The following is a 19784-nucleotide window of genomic DNA, read 5'->3' on the forward strand; positions in this document are numbered from 1 at the left end:
TGCCCCCTCGGTCACAGTCGCTTGACTCCCTTGATGCGTCCGGCCCGTGAGGCGCGGCTCCGGGCGGTCTTTACCCGCAGGCCGCCGCGCTGGGTGCCGATCCGCAGGCCGGTGCCCGACGAGAGCCAGCCGGAGGCCACGTCGGTGCCGTTGCCTCCGCCGGCGTCGGCGAGCGGGTCGTTCTCCGCTCTGCGGGCCAGCGCCATGATGAGCGGCACCGTGAAGGGCGCGAGGAGCAGGTCGTAGACGGCGGCCGTGAACAGCAGGAAGCCCAGGCCGACGTGACGGGCGGCGGTGTCGCCGACGAGGGCGCCCACACCCGCGTACAGGAGGGTGGAGCCGACGGCCGCCGCGACGACGACCGCCATGGGGCCGGCGGCGGACGTCAGCCGGCCGTTCTCCGGCCGGGCCAGGCCGACGAGGTAGCCGATGACGCACAGCACGAGGGCGTAGCGCCCGGCGGCGTGGTCGGCGGGCGGGGCGAGGTCGGCGAGGAGGCCGGCGCTGAAGCCGATGAGGGAGCCGCTGACGGGTCCGTAGACGAGGGCGAGGCCGACGACGGTGAGGAGGACCAGGTCGGGGACGGCGCCGGGGAGCTGGAGGCGGGCGAGGACGGAGACCTGGACGACCAGGGCCACCACGATCAGGGTCGCGGAGAGGAGGATGCGGTTGAACTTCACGGTGTCGCGTCCCCCTGGTCCTGCGGTGCCTGCTGGTTCTGACCCTGGTTCAGGCCCTGGTCCTGCGTCTGGTTCTCACCCTGGTTCTGCTGGTTCGCCTGGCCCTCCGGTGGCGGTGGCGTGACCGTGACGGTGACGGTCGGCGCGGGCTTGGGCTTCTGGGGCAGGACCGTGTCGCGCGGGTCCGAGGGCGGGGCCTGGACGACGACGCCGACGATGTCGAGCTTGGTGAAGCCGACGTACGGGCGGACGTAGACGTTACGGGTCAGGCCGCCGCCCGCCGGGTCGACGCGGACGATCTCGCCGACCGGGACGCCGGGCACGAAGGGCCTGTCGCCGGCGGAGCCGAAGGTGACGAGCCGGTCGCCGGCCTTCACCTTGGCCTTGCCGTTGAGGAGCTGGACGAGCAGCGGGCGGTCGCCCTGGCCGGTGGCGAAGCCGAGTTCGTTCGACTTCTCCATGCGGGTGCCGACGGTGAAGTCGGGGTCGTTGGCCAGCAGGACCGTCGAGGTCGAGGGGCCGACGGTGGTCACGCGCCCGACGAGCCCTGAGCCGTTGAGGACGGTCATGTCCCGCTGGACGCCGTCGCGCGCGCCGATGTCGATGGTGACCGTCCAGGAGAAGCCCTGGGCCGCTCCTATGGCGATGACCTGCGCGCCCTTGATGCCGTACTGCCCGGCGCCGGCGGTCTTCAGGATGGAGTCGAGTTCACGCAGCCGGTTGCGGTTGCGGTCGTCGCTGCCGAGCTCGGCCTTGAGCTCGGCGTTCTCCTTCTCCAGGGCGGCGATCCGGGTGTGCCGCTCGCCGGAGTCCCGGACCGCGCCTATGGCGTTGCCGATGGGATCGACGGCGGCCGCCACACCGTTCTCGACCGGCCCGAAGACCGCCGCTGCGGCCTGCCGGGCACCGTCGACGGGTGACTCCTGACCGCCGCGGATGTCCACCGTGATCAGTGCGAACGCGATGGCGATCAGCAGCACCAGGAGCAGCCGGCTCTCTCGTGTGTCCCTCACGTGCGGCGGCCGTGCCTTTCCTCGTGGTTCGGTTGTTCGGCTGTACGGGTGAAACGCGTGCGGGTGGAGCCGTACGGGTGAAACGCCTTCCCTAGCGGCGCGGCTGGGCGTCCAGGACCTGCTGGAGGGCCTCGAACTCCTCCACGCACTTGCCGGACCCGAGCGCCACCGAGTCCAGCGGGTCCTCGGCGATGTGGATCGGCATGCCGGTCTCACGGCGGAGGCGTTCGTCGAGGCCGCGCAGCAGGGCGCCGCCACCCGTGAGAACGATGCCGCGGTCCATGACGTCACCGGACAGCTCCGGCGGGCACTTGTCGAGAGTGGTCTTCACCGCGTCGACGATCGCGTTGACCGGCTCCTCGATGGCCTTGCGGACCTCGGCGGCCGAGATGACGACGGTCTTGGGGAGGCCGGAGACGAGGTCGCGACCGCGGATCTCGGTGTGCTCGTCGTTGTCGAGGTCGTACGCGGAGCCGATGGTGATCTTGATCTGCTCGGCGGTCCGCTCACCGAGGAGGAGCGAGTACTCCTTCTTGATGTGCTGGATGATCGCGTTGTCCAACTCGTCGCCGGCGACCCGGATCGACTGTGCCGTGACGATTCCTCCGAGGGAGATGACCGCGACCTCGGTGGTGCCGCCGCCGATGTCGACGACCATGTTGCCGGTGGCCTCGTGGACGGGGAGGCCCGCGCCGATGGCCGCCGCCATGGGCTCCTCGATGATGTGCACCTGGCGGGCACCGGCCTGGGTCGAGGCCTCGATGACGGCGCGGCGCTCGACTCCGGTGATGCCGGAGGGGACGCAGACGACGACGCGGGGACGGGCCAGGTAGCGCCGCTTGTGGATCTTGAGGATGAAGTAGCGGAGCATCCGCTCGGTGATCTCGAAGTCGGCGATGACGCCGTCCTTCAGGGGCCGGACCGCGACGATGTTGCCGGGGGTCCGGCCGATCATCTTCTTCGCCTCGGAGCCGACCGCGAGGATTCCGCCGGTGTTGGTGTTGATGGCGACGACGGACGGCTCGTTCAGGACGATGCCTCGACCCCTCACGTACACCAGCGTGTTGGCGGTCCCGAGGTCGACAGCCATGTCACGGCCGATGAACGACATTGAGTTCCCCTTGTTTCCCATGGCTAAGGGTGGTGCGGCGTGGAGTTTTCCATCGTAGTGCCGCCCGCCCGGATACCGCGCGGTGGTCCACCTCTGTACAGGTGACGGAAGGACGCGGCGATCCGTTCCCGCCATCGGCGTTCATATGCCTGGGGGCGACCGAATTCCTTCGGTCGCCCCACAGGGTCCTGCGTTCGGCTGACGCCGGGTCAGTCTCTTCGGATCAGACGAGACCCGGGAAGAAGATCTTCAGCTCGCGGAGGGCGGACTCCTCCGAGTCGGACGCGTGGATCAGGTTCTCCCGGACGATGGTGCCGAAGTCGCCACGGATGGAGCCGGGGGCGGCGGCGATCGGGTCGGTCGGACCGGCCAGCTGACGGACGCCCTCGATGACCCGCTCGCCCTCGACGACGAGCGCGACGACGGGACCGGAGGACATGAAGCCCATCAGCGGCTCGTAGAAGGGCTTGCCCTTGTGCTCGCCGTAGTGCAGCTCCAGGGTCTCCTGGTCCAGCTCGCGCAGCTCCAGGGCCGCCAGGGTCCAGCCGGCCTTGCGCTCGATGCGGCCGATGATCTCGCCGACCAGGCCACGGCGGACGGCGTCGGGCTTGAGCAGGACGAGCGTGCGCTGGCTCACGGGGGAACTCCTTCGGAAAAGCGGTGTGCGGGACCTCCGAGGCTACAGGCCCCGCACGCCCCTCGATTACGCAGCGTCAGGCCCTGCCGAGGCCCCGGCGGTCTGCGCCTCGGCCCAGCGGGCCTTGATGTCGTCGATCCGACGCCCGTAGTGCACCGACGCCCACCACAGGCCGGCGAAGACCGCGCCCAGGAAGAACATGGTCGGGACGAAGAAGCCGCTGAGGACCAGGCCGATCTGGAGGGCCCAGCCGAGCTGCACCCCACCGGGCCGGGTGACCATCCCGCACAGCAGCACCGAGAAGACCATCGCGACACCACAGACCCACCAGACGGTGGACATCGCGAGGCTGTCGTCCTTCATGGCGACGAGCCCGGCGAAACCGATCACGAAGAACTCGCCGATGAGCGTCGACGAACAGAGCGTGCGCATACCGTTCAGCCCCTTCGCAGCAGCAGCCGGGCGTCGCCGACCGTGAAGATCGAACCGGTCACCAGGACACCCGCGCCGCCGTACTCGGCCTCTTCCTCCGCGAGGGTGATGGCCGCCTCGATGGCGTCGGGCAGCCGCGGCTCGACGACGACCCGGTCCTCGCCGAAGACCTCGACCGCGGCCGCGGCGAGCACGTCCACGTCCGTGGCCCGCGGGTTGGAGTTCGCCGTGATCACGACCTCCGCGAAGATCGGCTCGAAGGCCTCCAGGAGACCCTTGGCGTCCTTGTCGCCGCTCGTGGAGACCACGCCGATGAGCCGCGAGAAGCCGAAGGCCTCGCTGACGCCCTCCGCCGTCGCCCGCGCGCCGTGCGGGTTGTGCGCGGCGTCCAGGAGCACCGTCGGGGAGGTACGGACGATCTCGAGCCGTCCGGGCGAGGCCACCTGGGCGAAGGCCCGGCGGACCGTGTCCTGGTCCAGGGTCCTGGCGTGGTCGGCGCCGATCCCGAAGAAGGCCTCGACCGCCGCGAGCGCCACCGCCGCGTTGTGCGCCTGGTAGGCGCCGTGCAGCGGCAGGAAGACGTTGTCGTACTCGCCGCCCAGACCGCGCAGGGTCAGGAGCTGCCCGCCGACCGCGACCTCGCGGGAGACGATGCCGAACTCCATGCCCTCGCGGGCGACGGTGGCGTCCGCCTCGACGGCCTTCTTGAGCAGGACCTGCGCCGCGTCCACCGGCTGCTGCGCCAGGATCACGGTCGCGCCCTGCTTGATGATCCCGGACTTCTCGCCGGCGATCTCGCCGGTCGTGCCGCCGAGCCGGTCGGTGTGGTCGAGGTCGATCGGGGTGACGACGGCGACGGAGGCGTCGATGACGTTCGTCGCGTCCCAGGTGCCGCCCATGCCCACCTCGACGACGGCCACGTCGACCGGGGCGTCGGCGAAGGCCGCGTACGCCATTCCGGTGAGGACCTCGAAGAAGGAGAGCCGGTACTCCTCGCGGGCGTCGACCAGCTCCACGTACGGCTTGACGTCCTGGTACGTCTCGACGAACCGCTCGGCGGAGATCGGGGCGCCGTCCAGGCTGATCCGCTCGGTGATGGTCTGCACGTGCGGCGAGGTGTACCGCCCGGTGCGGAGCTCGAAGGCGCCGAGCAGGGCCTCGATCATGCGGGCCGTCGACGTCTTGCCGTTGGTGCCGGTGATGTGGATCGAGGGGTACGCGCGCTGCGGGTCGCCGAGGACGTCCATCAGGGCCGCGATCCGGGTGACCGAGGGATCCAGCTTGGTCTCGCCCCAGCGGGTGGACAGCTCGGTCTCGACCTCGCGCAGCGCCTTGTCCAGCTCCGGGTCCTCGGGACGGCCGGGCACGGGGTCGCCCGGCGGCGGTCCGGCCTGCGTGCGCAGGGTACGGCTGCCGGCCTCGATCACCGCGAGGTCGGGGTCTCGGTCTGTCTCGGCGTCGACGATGTCGTCGAACTGGTCACTCGGGTCGCTCGGCTCGCTCACGGTGCCAGTCTACGGAGGGGCACCGACAGGACGAGGGACCCACCCCTTTCGGGACTTTCGGTCCACCGCCCGCCGTACCGGCCCTAGGGGGTGGATAGGCCCGCCGGGAGCAGCGCCGTCACCACGTAGCCGTCGTCCTCCCGGCGGGCCGTGAGCGTGCCGCCCATGCTGGTGACCCGCTCCCCCATGGAGAACAGGCCGGTGCCGGTCGAGACGGGGGCCGGGTCCGGCGGGGTCTTCGGCAGCGGGTTGCGCACCTCGATCCGCAGACCGGGGCCCTCCACGGTGATCGCGACCGTCACCGGCAGGCCCGGCGCGTGCTTGGCCGCGTTCGTCAGGCACTCCTGGACGACCCGGTGGACGGCCGCCTGCCGCAGCGGCGACAGCGCCTTGGCCTCCTCGGCGACCGCGAGCTCCACGGGGCTGCCCATCCGCTCGCTCTCCCCCGCGAGCGCGGCGAGCCCTTCGAGACCGGGGGTGGCCGCGTCCCGGTCGGCGCGGCGCACGATCGTCTCGTTGAGCATCAGATGGGCGCGCCGGGCGGTGTCCGCGAGTTCCTCGAAGTCCCTCTGGTGGGCGTCTCCCCTGGCCCGTACCGCGAGGACCTCGGCCCGTACCGCGAGGACGGTGAGTTCACGGCCGACCAGGTCGTGAACGTCCCGGCCGACGGAGATCCGCTCCTCCTGGACGGCCTGCCGGGCGGCGGCCTCGCGCCGCTGGTCCTCCAGGGCGCGGACGAGGTCCTGCCGGTACGCGGCGACGCCGACGCCCGCCGCGAGGACGCCGATCGGGACGACCAGGCTCAGGAAGTCGCTGAGGGTGTCGCCGTGCCGGGCGGGCCAGCCGGGCGTCTGGAAGAGCGCGTAGGCCACGCCGACGTACAGCAGGGTCGCGACGACGGCGGCGCGGCGCCCCCGGAAGCGGCCGATGGAGTACAGCGCGAACTGGATCATGGTCAGCTCGTGCAGGCAGCCCAGCAGGACCAGTGCCACCAGATAGGGGAGCACCGGCAGTCGGCGCCGGAGCACCAGGGTCGCCGCTCCGGCCGCGAGCACCAGGGTCGCGGTGAAGCCGGTGAGGGAGTTGTCGGCGCGGGCGAGCCCCGGCACGTCCAGGAGCATGAGGCCGAAGGCGCTGAGGGCGGCGACGACGTCGAGCGCGCGGGGCGTGCCGGCCCATCGGTCCACGCGACGGCGCAGCGCGGGAACGGCGGGGAGGCGGAGCATGCCCTCCATCATCCAGGGTCCTTCGGCCCGACGCCGTGGACCTGAAGTCCCGTCTGTTGTGAGTTCGGGCACTTCGCCCCTCTTGGGGGTGTATGCGAAGGGGCCCGGAACCGTGTACCGGTTCCGGGCCCCTTCGCGTACGGGTCAGGCCTGCGGCAGGTTCGCCAGCTGGGCCTCGATGCGGGCGATGTCCTCGTCCGCCTTGGCCAGGCGGGTGCGGATCTTGTCGACCACGTTGTCCGGGGCCTTGGCGAGGAAGGCCTCGTTGCCGAGCTTCCCGTTCGCCTGGGCCTTCTCCTTCTCGGCGGCGGCGAGGTCCTTCGCGAGGCGCTTGCGCTCCGCGGCCACGTCGATCGTGCCCGACAGGTCGAGCGCGACCGTGGCGCCGGCGACCGGCAGGGAGGCGGTGGCGGAGAAGCCCTCGCCCTCCGGCTGGAGGCGCAGCAGCTGGCGGATGGCCGCCTCGTGCGGGGCCAGCGCGGTGCCGGCCACGTCGAGACGGGCGGGGACCTTCTGGCCGGGCTGGAGGCCCTGGTCCGAGCGGAACCGGCGCACCTCGGTGACGACCTGCTGGACGAGCTCGATCTCCTTCTCGGCGGCCTCGTCGCGGAAGCCGGAGTCGACCGGCCAGTCGGCGATGACGAGGGACTCGCCGCCGGTGAGCGTGGTCCAGAGCGTCTCGGTGACGAACGGGACGATCGGGTGCAGCAGGCGCAGCATGACGTCCAGGACCTCGCCGAGGACCCGGCCGGAGACCTTGGCCTGCTCGCCGCCCGCGAAGAACGTGGTCTTCGACAGTTCGACGTACCAGTCGAAGACCTCGTCCCACGCGAAGTGGTAGAGGGCGTCGGCGAGCTTCGCGAACTGGTAGTCGTCGTAGAACGCGTCGACCTCGGCGACCGTCTTGTTGAGACGGGAGAGGATCCACCGGTCCGTGGCGGACATCTGCGACGCGTCGGGCAGCGGGCCCTCGACCGTCGCGCCGTTCATCAGCGCGAAGCGGGTCGCGTTCCAGATCTTGTTGGCGAAGTTGCGGGACGCCTTGACCCAGTCCTCGCCGATGGGGACGTCGACGCCCGGGTTGGCGCCGTTGGCCAGGGTGAAGCGGACGGCGTCGGAGCCGTACTCGTCCATCCAGTCCAGCGGGTTGACCACGTTGCCGAAGGACTTCGACATCTTCTTGCCGTTCTGGTCACGGACCATGCCGTGCAGGGCGATGGTGTGGAACGGCGGGGTGCCGTCCATCGCGTACAGACCGAACATCATCATCCGGGCGACCCAGAAGAAGAGGATGTCGTAGCCGGTGACCAGGACGGAGTTCGGGTAGAACTTCTCGAGGCTCTCGGTCCGCTCGGGCCAGCCGAGCGTGGAGAACGGCCACAGGCCGGAGGAGAACCAGGTGTCCAGGACGTCCGTGTCCTGGTGCCAGCCCTCGCCCGTCGGCGGCTGCTCGTCCGGTCCGACGCAGACCACTTCGCCGTTCGGGCCGTACCAGACGGGGATGCGGTGGCCCCACCACAGCTGGCGCGAGATGCACCAGTCGTGCAGGTTGTCGACCCAGTCGAAGTACCGCTTCTCCATCTCCTGCGGGTGGATCTTGACCTTGCCGTCGCGGACCGCGTCACCGGCGGCCTGCGCGAGCGGGCCGACCTTGACCCACCACTGCATCGACAGGCGCGGCTCGATGGTGGTCTTGCAGCGCGAGCAGTGGCCGACGGAGTGGACGTACGGCCGCTTCTCGGCGACGATCCGGCCCTCGGCGCGCAGCGCGGCGACGATGGCGGAGCGGGCCTCCAGGCGGTCCAGGCCCTGGAAGGGGCCGTGCACGGTGATGACCGCGCGCTCGTCCATGACGGCGAGGTTCGGCAGGTTGTGGCGCTGGCCGATCTCGAAGTCGTTGGGGTCGTGCGCCGGGGTCACCTTGACGGCGCCGGTGCCGAACTCGGGGTCGACGTGGGTGTCGGCGACGACCGGGATCGTGCGGTCGGTCAGCGGCAGCTTGATCTGCTTGCCGACCAGGTGCTTGTACCGCTCGTCGTCGGGGTGGACGGCGACGGCCGTGTCACCGAGCATCGTCTCGGCCCGGGTGGTCGCGACGACCAGGGACTCGTCGCCCTCGCCGTACCGGATGGAGACGAGCTCGCCGTCGTCGTCCTGGTACTCGACCTCGATGTCCGAGATCGCCGTCAGACAGCGCGGGCACCAGTTGATGATGCGCTCGGCGCGGTAGATCAGCTCGTCGTCGTAGAGCTTCTTGAAGATGGTCTGGACGGCCTGGGACAGGCCCTCGTCCATGGTGAAGCGCTCACGGGACCAGGCGACGCCGTCACCCAGGCGCTTCATCTGACCGGAGATCTGGCCACCGGACTCGGCCTTCCACTGCCAGACGCGCTCGACGAACGCCTCGCGGCCCAGGTCGTGGCGGGACTTGCCCTCCTTGGCGAGCTCGCGCTCGACGACGTTCTGGGTGGCGATGCCGGCGTGGTCCATGCCCGGCTGCCACAGCGTCTCGAAGCCCTGCATGCGCTTGCGGCGGGTGAGGGCGTCGATGAGCGTGTGCTCGAAGGCGTGGCCCAGGTGGAGCGAGCCGGTGACGTTCGGCGGCGGGATGACGATGGTGTACGGCGGCTTCTCGCTCTTCGCGTCCGCCTCGAAGTACCCGCGCTCTACCCAGCGCTCGTACAGCGGCCCCTCTACCTCGGCCGGCGCGTACTGGGTCGGCAGTTCGGTGGTGGGCGCTGTCTGCTGCTGAGTGTTCTCGGTCACCGGGCCAGTTTAGGGGTGTTGCGGCCCTGTCCTGAAACGCTTTGGTTCGGTAACGGTGTGGCCCCCGCCGCACGGACCGCCCGGCGGTTCCGCCAGGATGTTCGGTAGCCATAAACATTCTGTGAGGGGAACCTGTCGATGAGCTACAACCAGCCCGGCCCGTACGGCGGTCAGCCGCCCCAGCAGCCCGGCCCCTACGGCCAGCCGGGCCCGTACGGCCAGCAGCCGCAGCAGCCGGGCCCGTACGGCCAGCCGCCGCAGGCTCCGCAGCCGGGTTACGGATACCCCCAGCAGGCCCCGCAGGGCGTCCCGCCGCAGCAGCAGCCCCCTTACGGCTACCCCCAGCAGCCCCAGCAGCCCGGCCCGTACGGCCAGCAGCCGCCGTACGGCGCCCCCCAGGGCCCCGGCGGCTACGTACCGCACCCGCCGGCTCCGAAGAAGTCCAAGGCGGGCATCATCATCGGCGCGGTCGCGGTGGTCGCGGCGCTCGGTGTGGGCGCGTACTTCCTGCTCGGCGACGGCGGCGGTTCCTCGGTCGCGAACGACGGCCCGCACAAGCTGACCACCCCGGCGACGGTGCTCACCGAGTACAAGAAGATGCCCGACGAGGGCAAGAAGTCGGATGACGACAACCTCGTCAAGGACTCCGCGAAGCTCGGGGTCAAGAACCCCACCGAGGTCAACGGCTCGTGGCAGGTCGAGGACAAGGCCAACCCGCTCGCCGGCAAGATGATGACGTTCGGCGGCGTGTACGGCGAGATCGACGACCCGGAGAAGACCGTCGACAACGTCTTCGCCACCATGAAGGCCGAGGCCGAGAAGGACAAGGACGGCGAGCTCGTCGGCGACCCCAGGACGGTCAACCCCGCAGGCCTCGACGGTGCCGTGATGAAGTGCCAGGAGATGAAGGTCAAGCCGGACTCCGACGCCGGGGGTGCCGGCCCCAAGGAAGTCACCATGCCCGTGTGCGTCTGGGGTGACCACAGCACCATCGGCTATGTGATGCACTTCAACCTCGCCGAGCTGATGGCCGGCAAGGGCGGCACCGTGGAGGGAACCTCCACCATCGCCGCGAGCCTCCGCAAGGAGATCCGCGTCAAGCTCTGATCCGACGTGCCACAGCGAAGGGGCGCCCCACCGGTCCGGTGGGGCGCCCCTTCGCTGTCCGTACGGCTCAGGCCGACTTCTCGTGCCTGCCGTCGTTCTTCACGATCCGCGGGACCAGCGTCGGGTTGACGTTGTTGCGCACGACGTCCGCCGTGATGACGACCCGGGCCACGTCCTTGCGGGACGGGACCTCGTACATCACCGACTGGAGGACCTCCTCCATGATGGCGCGCAGGCCGCGCGCGCCGGTGCCGCGGAGGATCGCCTGATCGGCGATGGCCTCCAGGGCCGGGCGGTCGAAGTCCAGCTCCACGCCGTCGAGTTCGAAGAGGCGCTGGTACTGCTTCACCAGGGCGTTCCGCGGCTCGACCAGGATCTGGAGGAGCGCCTCGCGGTCCAGGTTGTGGACCGAGGTGAGGACCGGGAGACGGCCGATGAACTCCGGGATCATCCCGAACTTCACCAGGTCCTCCGGCATGACCTCCTGGAACTGGTCGCTCGCCTCGATCTCGCGCTTGGAGCGGATGGTCGCCCCGAAGCCGATGCCCTTGGCGCCCGCCCGCGACTCGATGATCTTCTCCAGGCCGGCGAAGGCGCCGCCCACGATGAAGAGCACGTTCGTCGTGTCGATCTGGATGAACTCCTGGTGCGGGTGCTTCCGGCCGCCCTGGGGCGGGACGGAGGCCGTCGTGCCTTCCAGGATCTTCAGGAGGGCCTGCTGGACGCCCTCACCACTCACATCACGCGTGATCGACGGGTTCTCGCTCTTGCGGGCGACCTTGTCGATCTCGTCGATGTAGATGATCCCGGTCTCGGCCTTCTTGACGTCGTAGTCGGCCGCCTGGATCAGCTTGAGCAGGATGTTCTCGACGTCCTCGCCGACATAGCCGGCCTCCGTCAGCGCCGTCGCGTCGGCGATGGCGAACGGGACGTTGAGCATCCGGGCCAGGGTCTGCGCGAGCAGCGTCTTCCCCGAGCCCGTGGGGCCGAGCAGCAGAATGTTGGACTTCGCCAGCTCGATGGCGTCGTCCCGGCCCTGCGCGCCGCCGTTCTCGCCGGCCTGGACGCGCTTGTAGTGGTTGTACACCGCGACCGAGAGGGCCTTCTTCGCGGGCTCCTGCCCCACGACGTATCCCTCGAGGAACTCGTAGATCTCGCGAGGCTTGGGAAGTTCTTCCCAGCGCACCTCGCTCGTCTCCGCGAGTTCTTCCTCGATGATCTCGTTGCAGAGGTCGATGCACTCGTCGCAGATGTACACACCGGGTCCCGCGATGAGCTTCTTCACCTGCTTCTGGCTCTTTCCGCAGAACGAGCACTTGAGCAGATCGCCGCCATCACCGATGCGTGCCACGAGGTGCTTCCCCTTCGCCTGGGAGTGCTTGGTTCAGCGACTCCTGGTGCCTCATATTCGACGGTACCTTGCCGGGCCCCCCGTTCGGGCCCCCCTTGACACGGTTCACATGGTCGCGATTCGGCCACACGGACCGTGCCAGGGGAAAGGTCGGCGTCAGTGTGCCGCGGCGGACGTGGTCTTACGGGTCGAGACGATCTGGTCGATCAGGCCGTACGCCAGGGCGTCCTCGGCCGTCAGGATCTTGTCGCGCTCGATGTCGTCGCGGATCTTCTCGATCGGCGTCGAGGAGTGCTTGGCCAGCATCTCCTCGAGCTGGCTGCGCATGCGCAGGATCTCGTTGGCCGCGATCTCCAGGTCGGAGAGCTGCTCACGGCCGGTGCCGCCGGACGGCTGGTGGATCAGCACGCGGGCGTTCGGCAGGGCCATCCGCTTGCCGGGGGTACCGGCGGCGAGCAGCACGGCCGCGGCGGAGGCCGCCTGGCCCATGCAGACCGTCTGGATGTCCGGCTTCACGAACTGCATCGTGTCGTAGATCGCGGTCAGCGCGGTGAAGGAGCCACCGGGGCTGTTGATGTAGATCGAGATGTCACGGTCGGGGTCCATCGACTCCAGGCACAGCAGCTGCGCCATGACGTCGTTGGCGGAGGCGTCGTCGATCTGCACGCCGAGGAAGATCACGCGCTCCTCGAAGAGCTTCGCGTACGGGTCGTACTCGCGCACGCCCTGCGAGGTGCGCTCGACGAAGCGCGGCACGACGTAGCGGTTGTCCATCGGCGCGCCGGTGTAGAGGCCGCTCGGGGAGAGGTTGTTCTGCATCTGGGTGTTCACCGTCCTGGTGGCGTTCGGCGGGGGGCTGGGGCTCTTCGGGGGGCTGCCGGCGCTCAGGCGCCCGTGCCGCCGCCGCCCGGAACACCCGCGGCGTGCGTGATGATGTCGTCGATCAGGCCGTAGTCCTTGGCCTCCTCCGCGGTGAACCAGCGGTCGCGGTCGCCGTCGCGGATGATCGTCTCCATGGTCTGGCCGGAGTGGTGCGCGGTGATCTCGGCCATGCGCTTCTTCGTACGGAGAAGGTACTCGGCCTGGATCTTGATGTCGGAGGCCGTGCCACCGATGCCGGCGGAGCCCTGGTGCATCAGGATGTCGGTGTTCGGCAGCGCGAAGCGCTTGCCGGGGGTGCCGGCGGTGAGCAGGAACTGGCCCATCGAGGCCGCCATGCCCATGCCGATGGTGACGACGTCGTTCGGGATGAACTGCATCGTGTCGTAGACGGCCATACCGGCCGTCACGGAGCCGCCGGGGCTGTTGATGTACAGGAAGATGTCCTTCTCCGGCTCGGCGGCCAGGAGGAGCATCTGGGCGGTGATCTTGTTGGCGATGTCGTCGTCGACCTGCTGACCGAGGAAGATGATGCGCTCGCCGAGCAGCCGGTTGTAGACATGGTCGCCGAGGCCGCCACCGATGGACGGCTCACCCGCGGCGTAAGGCTTCAGATTCGTCACGTATCCACCTGCTCGTCTCCGACGGCCGGGGGCCGTCTCAGCGTCTCGTTCAGAGGGCACTGCCCTCGTATTCATGGACCCTAACGCGCAGGTAGGACAACGCCATCCCGGTTCCCGAACTGTTCGCTGGGAGCGCAAGGTAGTTGGGGCGCGCGACCGGGTCCGCGTACGTCCACGGGCCCGTACGCACAGGGGTGCGTACGGGCCCGTGGAACAGGGTCCGCGTGAGGCGGGGGCCCCTTACTTGTCCTCGGAGACCTCGGTCTCGCCGGTGACGGCCTCGACGGCGTCGGCGGCGGCCTCGACCTCGTCCTCGTCGTCCGAGAGGTCGACGACCTCACCGTTGCTGTCGACGACCTTGGCGGCCTCGACGACGACCGCGAGGGCCTTGCCGCGGGCGACCTCGCCGACGAGCATCGGAACCTGGCCACCCTCGGCCACGGCCTGGGCGAACTGGTCGGGGCTCATGCCGGAGGAGGCGGCACGGCGGAACAGGTGCTCGGTGAGCTCCTCGCGGGAGACGTCGAGCTTCTCCTTGTTGACGAGCTCATCGAGGATGAACTGCGTCTTGATGCCCTTCTCGGCCTGCTCCTTGGTCTCGGCCAGGAACTCTTCCTCGGTCTTGCCCTGGATCTCCAGGTACTTCGCGAGGTCGAGGCCCATCTGGCCGAGCTGGTGGTGCTCCAGGTTGTGCTTGCGGGTGTTGATCTCGTCCTCGAGAAGCTTCTCGGGCATCGGGACCTCGACCAGCTTGAGGAGCTCGTCGAGGACGCGCTCCTGGGCCTGGGTGGCCTGGTCGAACTGCTTCATGTTCTCGAGGCGCTTGCGGCTGTCGGCCTTGAGCTCGTCGAGGGTGTCGAACTCCGACGCCATCTGCGCGAACTCGTCGTCGAGCTCGGGGAGCTCACGGGCGGCGACGGTGGTGACCTTGACGGTGACCTCCGCGTCCTTGCCCTCGGCGGAGCCGCCCTTCAGCTGCGAGGTGAAGGTGGCCTCGCCACCGGCCTCCAGGCCCTTGACGGCCTCGTCGATGCCGTCGAGCAGCTCGCCGGAACCGATGGTGTACGAGACACCGTCGGCGACACCGTCGGGCAGGACCTCGCCGTCGACCTTGGCCTCGAGGTCGATGGTGACGACGTCGCCGTCCTGGGCGGCCCGCTCGACCGGGGAGGTCGAGGCGAAGCGCTCACGGAGCTGCTCCACGGACTTCTCGACGTCCTCGTCGGTGACCTCGACCGCGTCGACGGTGACCTCGATGCCGGAGTAGTCCGGGATCTCGATCGTCGGGCGGATGTCGACCTCGGCGGTGAAGGCCAGCAGCTCGCCGTCCTTCAGCTCGGTGATGTCGACCTCGGGCTGGCCGAGCGGGTTGACGGAGGCCTCGTTGACGGCCTCGGTGTAGAACTTCGGGAGCGCGTCGTTGACGGCCTCTTCCAGCACGGCGCCGCGGCCGAACCGCTGGTCGATCACGCGAGCAGGGATCTTGCCCTTACGGAAGCCCTTGACCGTGACCTGCTGGTTGATCTTCTTGTACGCCGCGTCGAGGCTGTCCTTGAGCTCCTCGAAGGGCACCTCGACAGTGAGCCGAACCCGAGTCGGGTTCAGGGTCTCCACGGCGCTCTTCACGGTTCGGTCTCCTTGTGGCTGATTCCTGGAATCCACCGGCACCGCGTGAAGCGGTTCCGGCAGGTCGGCCCGGTCAGAAAGACACACGGGCACGCAGCTTGCATAGTAACCGCAAGCGGGATGACGCCCACAACGTGATCAAGGGTGCGCAAGGTGAGCGCGTGATCGTCATGGTCGGGGTGGCGGGATTTGAACCCACGGCCTTCCGCTCCCAAAGCGGACGCGCTACCAAGCTGCGCCACACCCCGTCGGTGCGACACGTAGGGTACATGGACGGAGACTGTCCGGCGCCCCCTGTTTTACGGGTGTGCGCGAACCGCCCCGGAACCGCTACCATGCTCTTCGTGCCGCGGTCCTTCTGACCTGCGGCGCGACGCTGTGCGGGTGTAGCTCAATGGTAGAGCACTAGTCTTCCAAACTAGCTACGCGGGTTCGATTCCCGTCACCCGCTCTCAATGAAGAAAACCCCAGGTCACCTGGGGTTTTCTTCGTTTCTGGGGCAGCCTCAGAACTTGATGGAGGCCACCGTCTGCGTTATCGAGTCCAGGAAGCGCTGGATGTCGTCGGCCATGCCGGTGGAGGCGAGGAAGAAGCCGAAGAGCACCGCGACCACCGCCGGGCCGCCCTTGAGGTTCCCCCCGCGGATCAACACCACCAGGATGATTGCCAACAGCAACACCACAGACAGTGAAATGGCCACAACTGATCACACCCTCGGTCGGTCCCGCCTTGCCCACCAGGGAGTCCGAGTCCCGGAACACCCCCCGCTGTCTCCATCGTGCCACCAACCTCCCTGCCCCCGCTGCCTGGTGACGAATCGTCTCGTCTGCGGCTGGCGGAAAAAGCGAGACGTCTGGTAGCGACGCTCCCTACGCGGGGCGCGAGATGAGCAGCAGGGCGCGGTCGTCGTTGACGTCCTTGGCCACGGCTTCGATCAGGTGCCAGGCGACGCCCTCGAAGCCGTCGGTGACGCAGCGGTCGGCCTCGCCGGTGAGGCGGTCGATGCCCTCGGCGATGTCCCGGTCCGAGGCCTCGACCAGTCCGTCGGTGAAGAGCATGAGGACGTCGCCAGGGCGCAGCGAGCCCTTCACCGGGTGGAACTCGGCGCCGTCGTAGACGCCGAGGAGGGGTCCTTCGGCGGCCTTCTCCTCCCAGCGGCCGCCGCCCGCGTGGAGCTGGAGGGCGGGCAGGTGGCCGGCGGAGAAGAGTTCGTAGTCGCCGGATTCCAGGTCGAGGACGAGGTGGATGGAGGTGGCGAAGCCCTCGTCCCAGTTCTGGCGGAGCAGGTAGCCGTTGGCCGCGGGGAGGAAGCCGTGCGGTGGGAGCGAGCCGAGGAGGCCGCCGAAGGCTCCGGAGAGCAGGAGGGAGCGGGAGGCGGCGTCCATGCCCTTGCCGGACACGTCGGTGAGGACGACCTCCAGGGTGCGGCCGCCGTGGGTGCGGGCGGCCACGACGAAGTCGCCGGAGAAGGACTGGCCGCCGGCCGGGCGGAGTGCCATCTCGCGGTGCCAGCCCTGGGGGAGCCGGGGCAGGGCGCTCTGGACGCGGATGCGTTCGCGGAGGTCGAAGAGCATGGTGCCGCCGCGCCGCCAGGGCACGCCGACCCGGGCCCTGAACTGGGCGATGAGCAGTCCGAAGAGGCCGCAGGCGGCGACGACGAGGACGGTGCCGGGGGTGACCCTGGCGGGGCCCTGGGTGTACGGGCCGAGGACGACGGATTCGACGATGAGGGCGCCGGCGGCCGTCGCGTACAGACCGAGGAGGCTGGCGGGGCGCAGCAGCAGTCCGCCGGCCACGATGGGCAGCACGAGCGCGGCGGGCGAGCACCAGACGGGGTCGAGGAGGGTTCCGACGGCGATGGCCGGAATCATCAGGAGGAGTCCGGCGAAGGCGAGCCAGTCGGAGCCGTCGCCGCGGAAGTAGTCGACGCCGGACTTGCGCAGCGCGATGCGGGCCCGGCGGGCGCGTCTGCGCGTCCGGGCCGCGTACGTGTTCACTCCGGCGCGGTGTCCCATTGGCCTGGACCCTATCCATCCCGTCCGACATCGCGCAGGGGTACCCCGGTGACAATGCGCGCGAAATCGGGTCGCCTTGGACGCGCGCCGCTGATATCGATGGCATATGACGACTGAACTGCGGGTTCTCGACCCGAGCGACTGGGACCGCTGGTACGGGGTTCTCGAACTCGCCTTCGGAGGTGTGGCGGAGTCGCCGGAGGAGCGACGACTGTGGCGCGATCTGACCGAGTTCGACCGGTTCCTGGGAGCGTGGGACGGCGACCTGTGCGTGGGTACGGCGGGAGCGTTCACGTTCCGGCTGACGGTGCCGGGCGGGGCCTCGGTCCCGGCGGCCGGCGTGACGATGGTGAGCGTGGCGGGCACGCACCGGCGGCGCGGGATCCTGACCTCGATGATGCGGCGGCAGCTGGACGACCTGCGGGCCGCGGGCGAGTTCCTCTCGGTGCTCACGGCCTCGGAGCCGGAGATCTACGGGCGGTTCGGGTACGGCGTCGGCGCGTACGGGGCGCGGGCGACGATCGACACGACGCGGGTGCGGCTGTCGGTGCCGGAGGGCACGGACCGGGTGGCGCTGCGGCAGGCCGACCTGACGGAGTCCGCCGCCGTCTGTGAGTCCGTGTACGCGCGTCTCGTGCCGCGTCGGCCCGGGATGCTGGCCCGCCGGCCGGAGTGGGAGCGGCTGCCGCTGATCGATCCTCCGGGCGACCGGGAGGGCGCGTCGCCGCGGCTGTGCGTGCTGGCGGAGCGGGACGGGGAGGTCGTGGGGTTCACGCACTACGCGATCAAGCCGGACTGGTCGCCGACGGGGGCCCAAGGGGCCGTGCAGGTGCATCAGCTGATGGGGCTCGACCCGGCGGCCGAGGCGGCCCTGTGGCGGTTCCTCTGCTCGGTGGACCTGGTCTCGGAGGTGCAGATCCGGAGCCGGCCGGTCGACGACGGCTGGCAGCACCTGGTGAGCGACGTTCGGCGGTGCGCGCCGACCCTGCGGGACTCGCTGCACGTGCGGCTGGTGGAGGTGGGGGCGGCCCTCGAGGCGCGGACGTACCAGGCGCCGGTGGACGTGGTGTTCGAGGTCGAGGACGCGTTCTGTCCGTGGAACGCGGGGCGGTGGCGGCTCACCGGGGACCAGAAGGGCGCGAGCTGTGTCCGTACGGAGGACGCGCCGGACCTGGCGCTGTCCGTACGGGAGTTGGGGGCGGCGTACCTCGGGGGGAACTCGCTGGTGTCGCTGGCCGGGGCCGGGCGGGTGCGGGAGCTGCGGGAGGGGGCGCTGGTCGAGGCGTCGGTGGCACTCGGATCGCCGGTCGCTCCGTGGTTGCCGCACGGGTTCTAGGGCCTGGTCCGGACAGGCTCTAGGGCTGCTGGCAGCGCGGGCACCAGAAGAGGTTGCGGTTCGCCAGGTCCGCCGTGCGGATCTCCGTGGCGCAGAGGTGGCACGGCTGGTGCGCGCGGCGGTAGACGTAGACCTCGCCGCCGTGGTCGTCGACGCGGGGCGGGCGGCCCATCGCCTCGGGGGTGTGCTCGGGGCGGACCGTGTCGATGCGGTTGAGCCGGACGCCCTCGCGCATCAGCATCGCCAGGTCGGTCCAGATCGTGTCCCACTCCCCCGCCGTGAGGTCCCGGCCGGCGCGGTACGGGTCGATGCCGTGCCGGAAGAGGACCTCGGCGCGGTAGACGTTGCCGACGCCGGCGATGATCTTCTGGTCCATGAGCAGGGCCGCGATGGTGGTGCGGGACTTCGAGATCCGGTGCCAGGCCCTCGTGGGGTCGTCGCCCTCGCGGAGCGGGTCGGGGCCGAGGCGGTCGTGTATCGCCCGCTTCTCGGCGTCCGTGATCAGGGCGCACGTGGTGGGGCCGCGCAGGTCGACGTGAGCGTCCTCGTGGGCGATGCGCAGCCGGACGGTGTCGGTGGGGGGCGCGGCCGGCGCCGTCCCGAAGTTCACCTTGCCGAAGAGGCCCAGGTGGATGTGGACCCAGCCCATGCCGGCGAAGCCGAGGAAGAGGTGCTTGCCGTGGGCCTCGGTGGTCTCGAGGACGGTGCCGTCGAGCAGTGCCGCCGAGTCCGCGAACTTCCCCTGCGGGCTGGTCACCCGCACGGACCGGCCGCCGAACCGTTCCCGGTGGTCGGCGGCCAGTCGGTGGATCGTGTGCCCTTCGGGCATCAGGCGGTCGGCTCCTGCGGGTGGTGGGCCGGGATCGGGGGGAGCTCGCCGGTGGTCTCGTACGCGGTGAGCATGTCGATGCGCCGGGTGTGACGCTCGTCACCGGAGTACGGGGTGTTCAGGAAGATCTCGACGAACTTGGTCGCCTCTTCCCGGGTGTGCATCCGGCCGCCGACGGAGATCACGTTGGCGTTGTTGTGCTCGCGGCCGAGGGCGGCGGTCTGCTCGCTCCAGGCGAGGGCGGCGCGCACCCCCTTCACCTTGTTCGCGGCGATCTGCTCGCCGTTGCCGGAGCCGCCGATGACGATGCCCAGGGCGTCGGGGTCCGCGGCCGTCTTCTCCGCGGCGCGCAGGCAGAACGGCGGGTAGTCGTCCAGGGCGTCGTAGATGTGGGGACCGCAGTCGACCGGCTCGTGGCCGTGTGCGGTGAGCCACTCGACGAGGTGGTTCTTGAGTTCGTATCCGGCGTGGTCGGAACCGATGTAGACGCGCATGGTGCCGAGTGTGGCATGTCAGGGGCCGGGTAGCAGGCAGCGGGGTCGGGACGTTCACCCGGCCTGGTACGGACCTTCGACTCTCGCGCGGTCGCCCGTACAACGATCCGGAATGAGGCCTTCCGATCACCCCTGTCCACAGTGTTCAATGCTC

Annotated in this window: 18 protein-coding genes and 2 tRNA genes; 3 read left to right on the forward strand and 17 right to left on the reverse strand. The window is 69.8% G+C overall.

From position 1 onward, the window contains the following. Window positions 1-11: 11 nt before the first annotated feature. The 8 genes from mreD to IO20_RS0107080 all read right to left on the reverse strand — a co-directional run bounded on the left by mreD (window position 12) and on the right by IO20_RS0107080 (window position 9370). Window positions 12-680, reverse strand: a complete 669-nt coding sequence (gene mreD, locus IO20_RS0107045) for a rod shape-determining protein MreD (protein WP_030550523.1) — start codon at window positions 678-680, stop codon at window positions 12-14. After that, window positions 677-1693 carry a rod shape-determining protein MreC gene (gene mreC / locus IO20_RS0107050; RefSeq protein WP_030550525.1) on the reverse strand — a complete coding sequence of 339 codons (1017 nt, stop codon included), beginning with the start codon at window positions 1691-1693 and terminating at the stop codon, window positions 677-679. The genes mreD and mreC overlap by 4 nt, the downstream gene beginning before the upstream one ends. A gap of 91 nt (window positions 1694-1784) precedes the next feature. Then, window positions 1785-2804 (reverse strand): rod shape-determining protein, encoded by a 1020-nt coding sequence (locus IO20_RS0107055; RefSeq protein WP_030222552.1) that lies wholly within the window; start codon window positions 2802-2804, stop codon window positions 1785-1787. Between the two features lie 223 nt (window positions 2805-3027). Next, entirely contained in the window at window positions 3028-3441 is a 414-nt protein-coding gene (gene ndk / locus IO20_RS0107060; RefSeq protein ID WP_030550527.1) for a nucleoside-diphosphate kinase, read from the reverse strand. Window positions 3442-3507: 66 nt separating this feature from the next. Further along, complete coding sequence (locus IO20_RS0107065) at window positions 3508-3873, reverse strand: DUF4233 domain-containing protein (protein WP_030550529.1); 366 nt, start codon at window positions 3871-3873, stop codon at window positions 3508-3510. Window positions 3874-3878: 5 nt separating this feature from the next. After that, window positions 3879-5378: a bifunctional tetrahydrofolate synthase/dihydrofolate synthase gene (gene folC, locus IO20_RS0107070; protein WP_030550531.1), complete on the reverse strand. Its 1500-nt coding sequence runs from the start codon at window positions 5376-5378 to the stop codon at window positions 3879-3881. 83 nt (window positions 5379-5461) lie between these two features. Then, the gene (locus IO20_RS0107075; RefSeq protein ID WP_037634836.1) at window positions 5462-6604 is read right to left on the reverse strand and encodes a sensor histidine kinase; all 1143 of its coding nucleotides are present in this window, start codon (window positions 6602-6604) and stop codon (window positions 5462-5464) included. A 144-nt stretch (window positions 6605-6748) separates the two neighbouring features. Continuing rightward, the gene (locus IO20_RS0107080) at window positions 6749-9370 is read right to left on the reverse strand and encodes a valine--tRNA ligase (RefSeq protein WP_030550535.1); all 2622 of its coding nucleotides are present in this window, start codon (window positions 9368-9370) and stop codon (window positions 6749-6751) included. Window positions 9371-9508: 138 nt separating this feature from the next. Between IO20_RS0107080 and IO20_RS0107085 the strand changes: the two genes are divergently transcribed. Continuing rightward, window positions 9509-10477 carry a hypothetical protein gene (locus IO20_RS0107085; protein WP_030550536.1) on the forward strand — a complete coding sequence of 323 codons (969 nt, stop codon included), beginning with the start codon at window positions 9509-9511 and terminating at the stop codon, window positions 10475-10477. 67 nt (window positions 10478-10544) lie between these two features. On the opposite strand, the gene clpX is transcribed toward IO20_RS0107085, so the two are convergent. The 5 genes from clpX to IO20_RS0107110 form a co-directional block, all read right to left on the reverse strand. Further along, window positions 10545-11828, reverse strand: coding sequence for an ATP-dependent Clp protease ATP-binding subunit ClpX (clpX, locus tag IO20_RS0107090; RefSeq protein WP_015033605.1), 1284 nt, complete (start codon window positions 11826-11828; stop codon window positions 10545-10547). Between the two features lie 156 nt (window positions 11829-11984). Beyond that, window positions 11985-12647, reverse strand: coding sequence for an ATP-dependent Clp protease proteolytic subunit (locus tag IO20_RS0107095; RefSeq protein WP_030222575.1), 663 nt, complete (start codon window positions 12645-12647; stop codon window positions 11985-11987). Between the two features lie 65 nt (window positions 12648-12712). After that, window positions 12713-13330 carry an ATP-dependent Clp protease proteolytic subunit gene (locus tag IO20_RS0107100; RefSeq protein ID WP_030222580.1) on the reverse strand — a complete coding sequence of 206 codons (618 nt, stop codon included), beginning with the start codon at window positions 13328-13330 and terminating at the stop codon, window positions 12713-12715. Window positions 13331-13570: 240 nt separating this feature from the next. Next, window positions 13571-14956, reverse strand: coding sequence for a trigger factor (gene tig / locus IO20_RS0107105; protein WP_030550539.1), 1386 nt, complete (start codon window positions 14954-14956; stop codon window positions 13571-13573). 171 nt (window positions 14957-15127) lie between these two features. Continuing rightward, a tRNA-Pro gene (locus IO20_RS0107110) sits at window positions 15128-15204 on the reverse strand. Between the two features lie 132 nt (window positions 15205-15336). Here IO20_RS0107110 and IO20_RS0107115 point away from each other — a divergent pair. After that, window positions 15337-15407: transfer RNA gene (locus IO20_RS0107115), tRNA-Gly, on the forward strand. A gap of 54 nt (window positions 15408-15461) precedes the next feature. Here IO20_RS0107115 and IO20_RS0107120 read toward each other — a convergent pair. Both IO20_RS0107120 and IO20_RS0107125 read right to left on the reverse strand, forming a co-directional pair. After that, window positions 15462-15656, reverse strand: coding sequence for a hypothetical protein (locus IO20_RS0107120; RefSeq protein ID WP_015033610.1), 195 nt, complete (start codon window positions 15654-15656; stop codon window positions 15462-15464). 169 nt (window positions 15657-15825) lie between these two features. Beyond that, window positions 15826-16971, reverse strand: coding sequence for a PP2C family protein-serine/threonine phosphatase (locus tag IO20_RS0107125; RefSeq protein WP_030550541.1), 1146 nt, complete (start codon window positions 16969-16971; stop codon window positions 15826-15828). Window positions 16972-17077: 106 nt separating this feature from the next. Here IO20_RS0107125 and IO20_RS0107130 point away from each other — a divergent pair, with 106 nt between their 5' ends. Continuing rightward, window positions 17078-18307, forward strand: coding sequence for a GNAT family N-acetyltransferase (locus tag IO20_RS0107130; RefSeq protein ID WP_030550543.1), 1230 nt, complete (start codon window positions 17078-17080; stop codon window positions 18305-18307). Window positions 18308-18326: 19 nt separating this feature from the next. Here IO20_RS0107130 and IO20_RS0107135 read toward each other — a convergent pair whose 3' ends face one another. After that, window positions 18327-19136 carry an Fpg/Nei family DNA glycosylase gene (locus tag IO20_RS0107135; protein WP_030550545.1) on the reverse strand — a complete coding sequence of 270 codons (810 nt, stop codon included), beginning with the start codon at window positions 19134-19136 and terminating at the stop codon, window positions 18327-18329. Continuing rightward, on the reverse strand, window positions 19136-19630 hold the full coding sequence (locus tag IO20_RS0107140; protein WP_030222594.1) for a ribose-5-phosphate isomerase: 495 nt from the start codon (window positions 19628-19630) through the stop codon (window positions 19136-19138). Before IO20_RS0107140 ends, IO20_RS0107135 begins: the two co-directional genes overlap by 1 nt. Window positions 19631-19784: the final 154 nt, after the last annotated feature.

The sequence above is a fragment of the Streptomyces exfoliatus genome, assembly GCF_000725545.1.
Lineage (GTDB): Bacteria > Actinomycetota > Actinomycetes > Streptomycetales > Streptomycetaceae > Streptomyces > Streptomyces exfoliatus.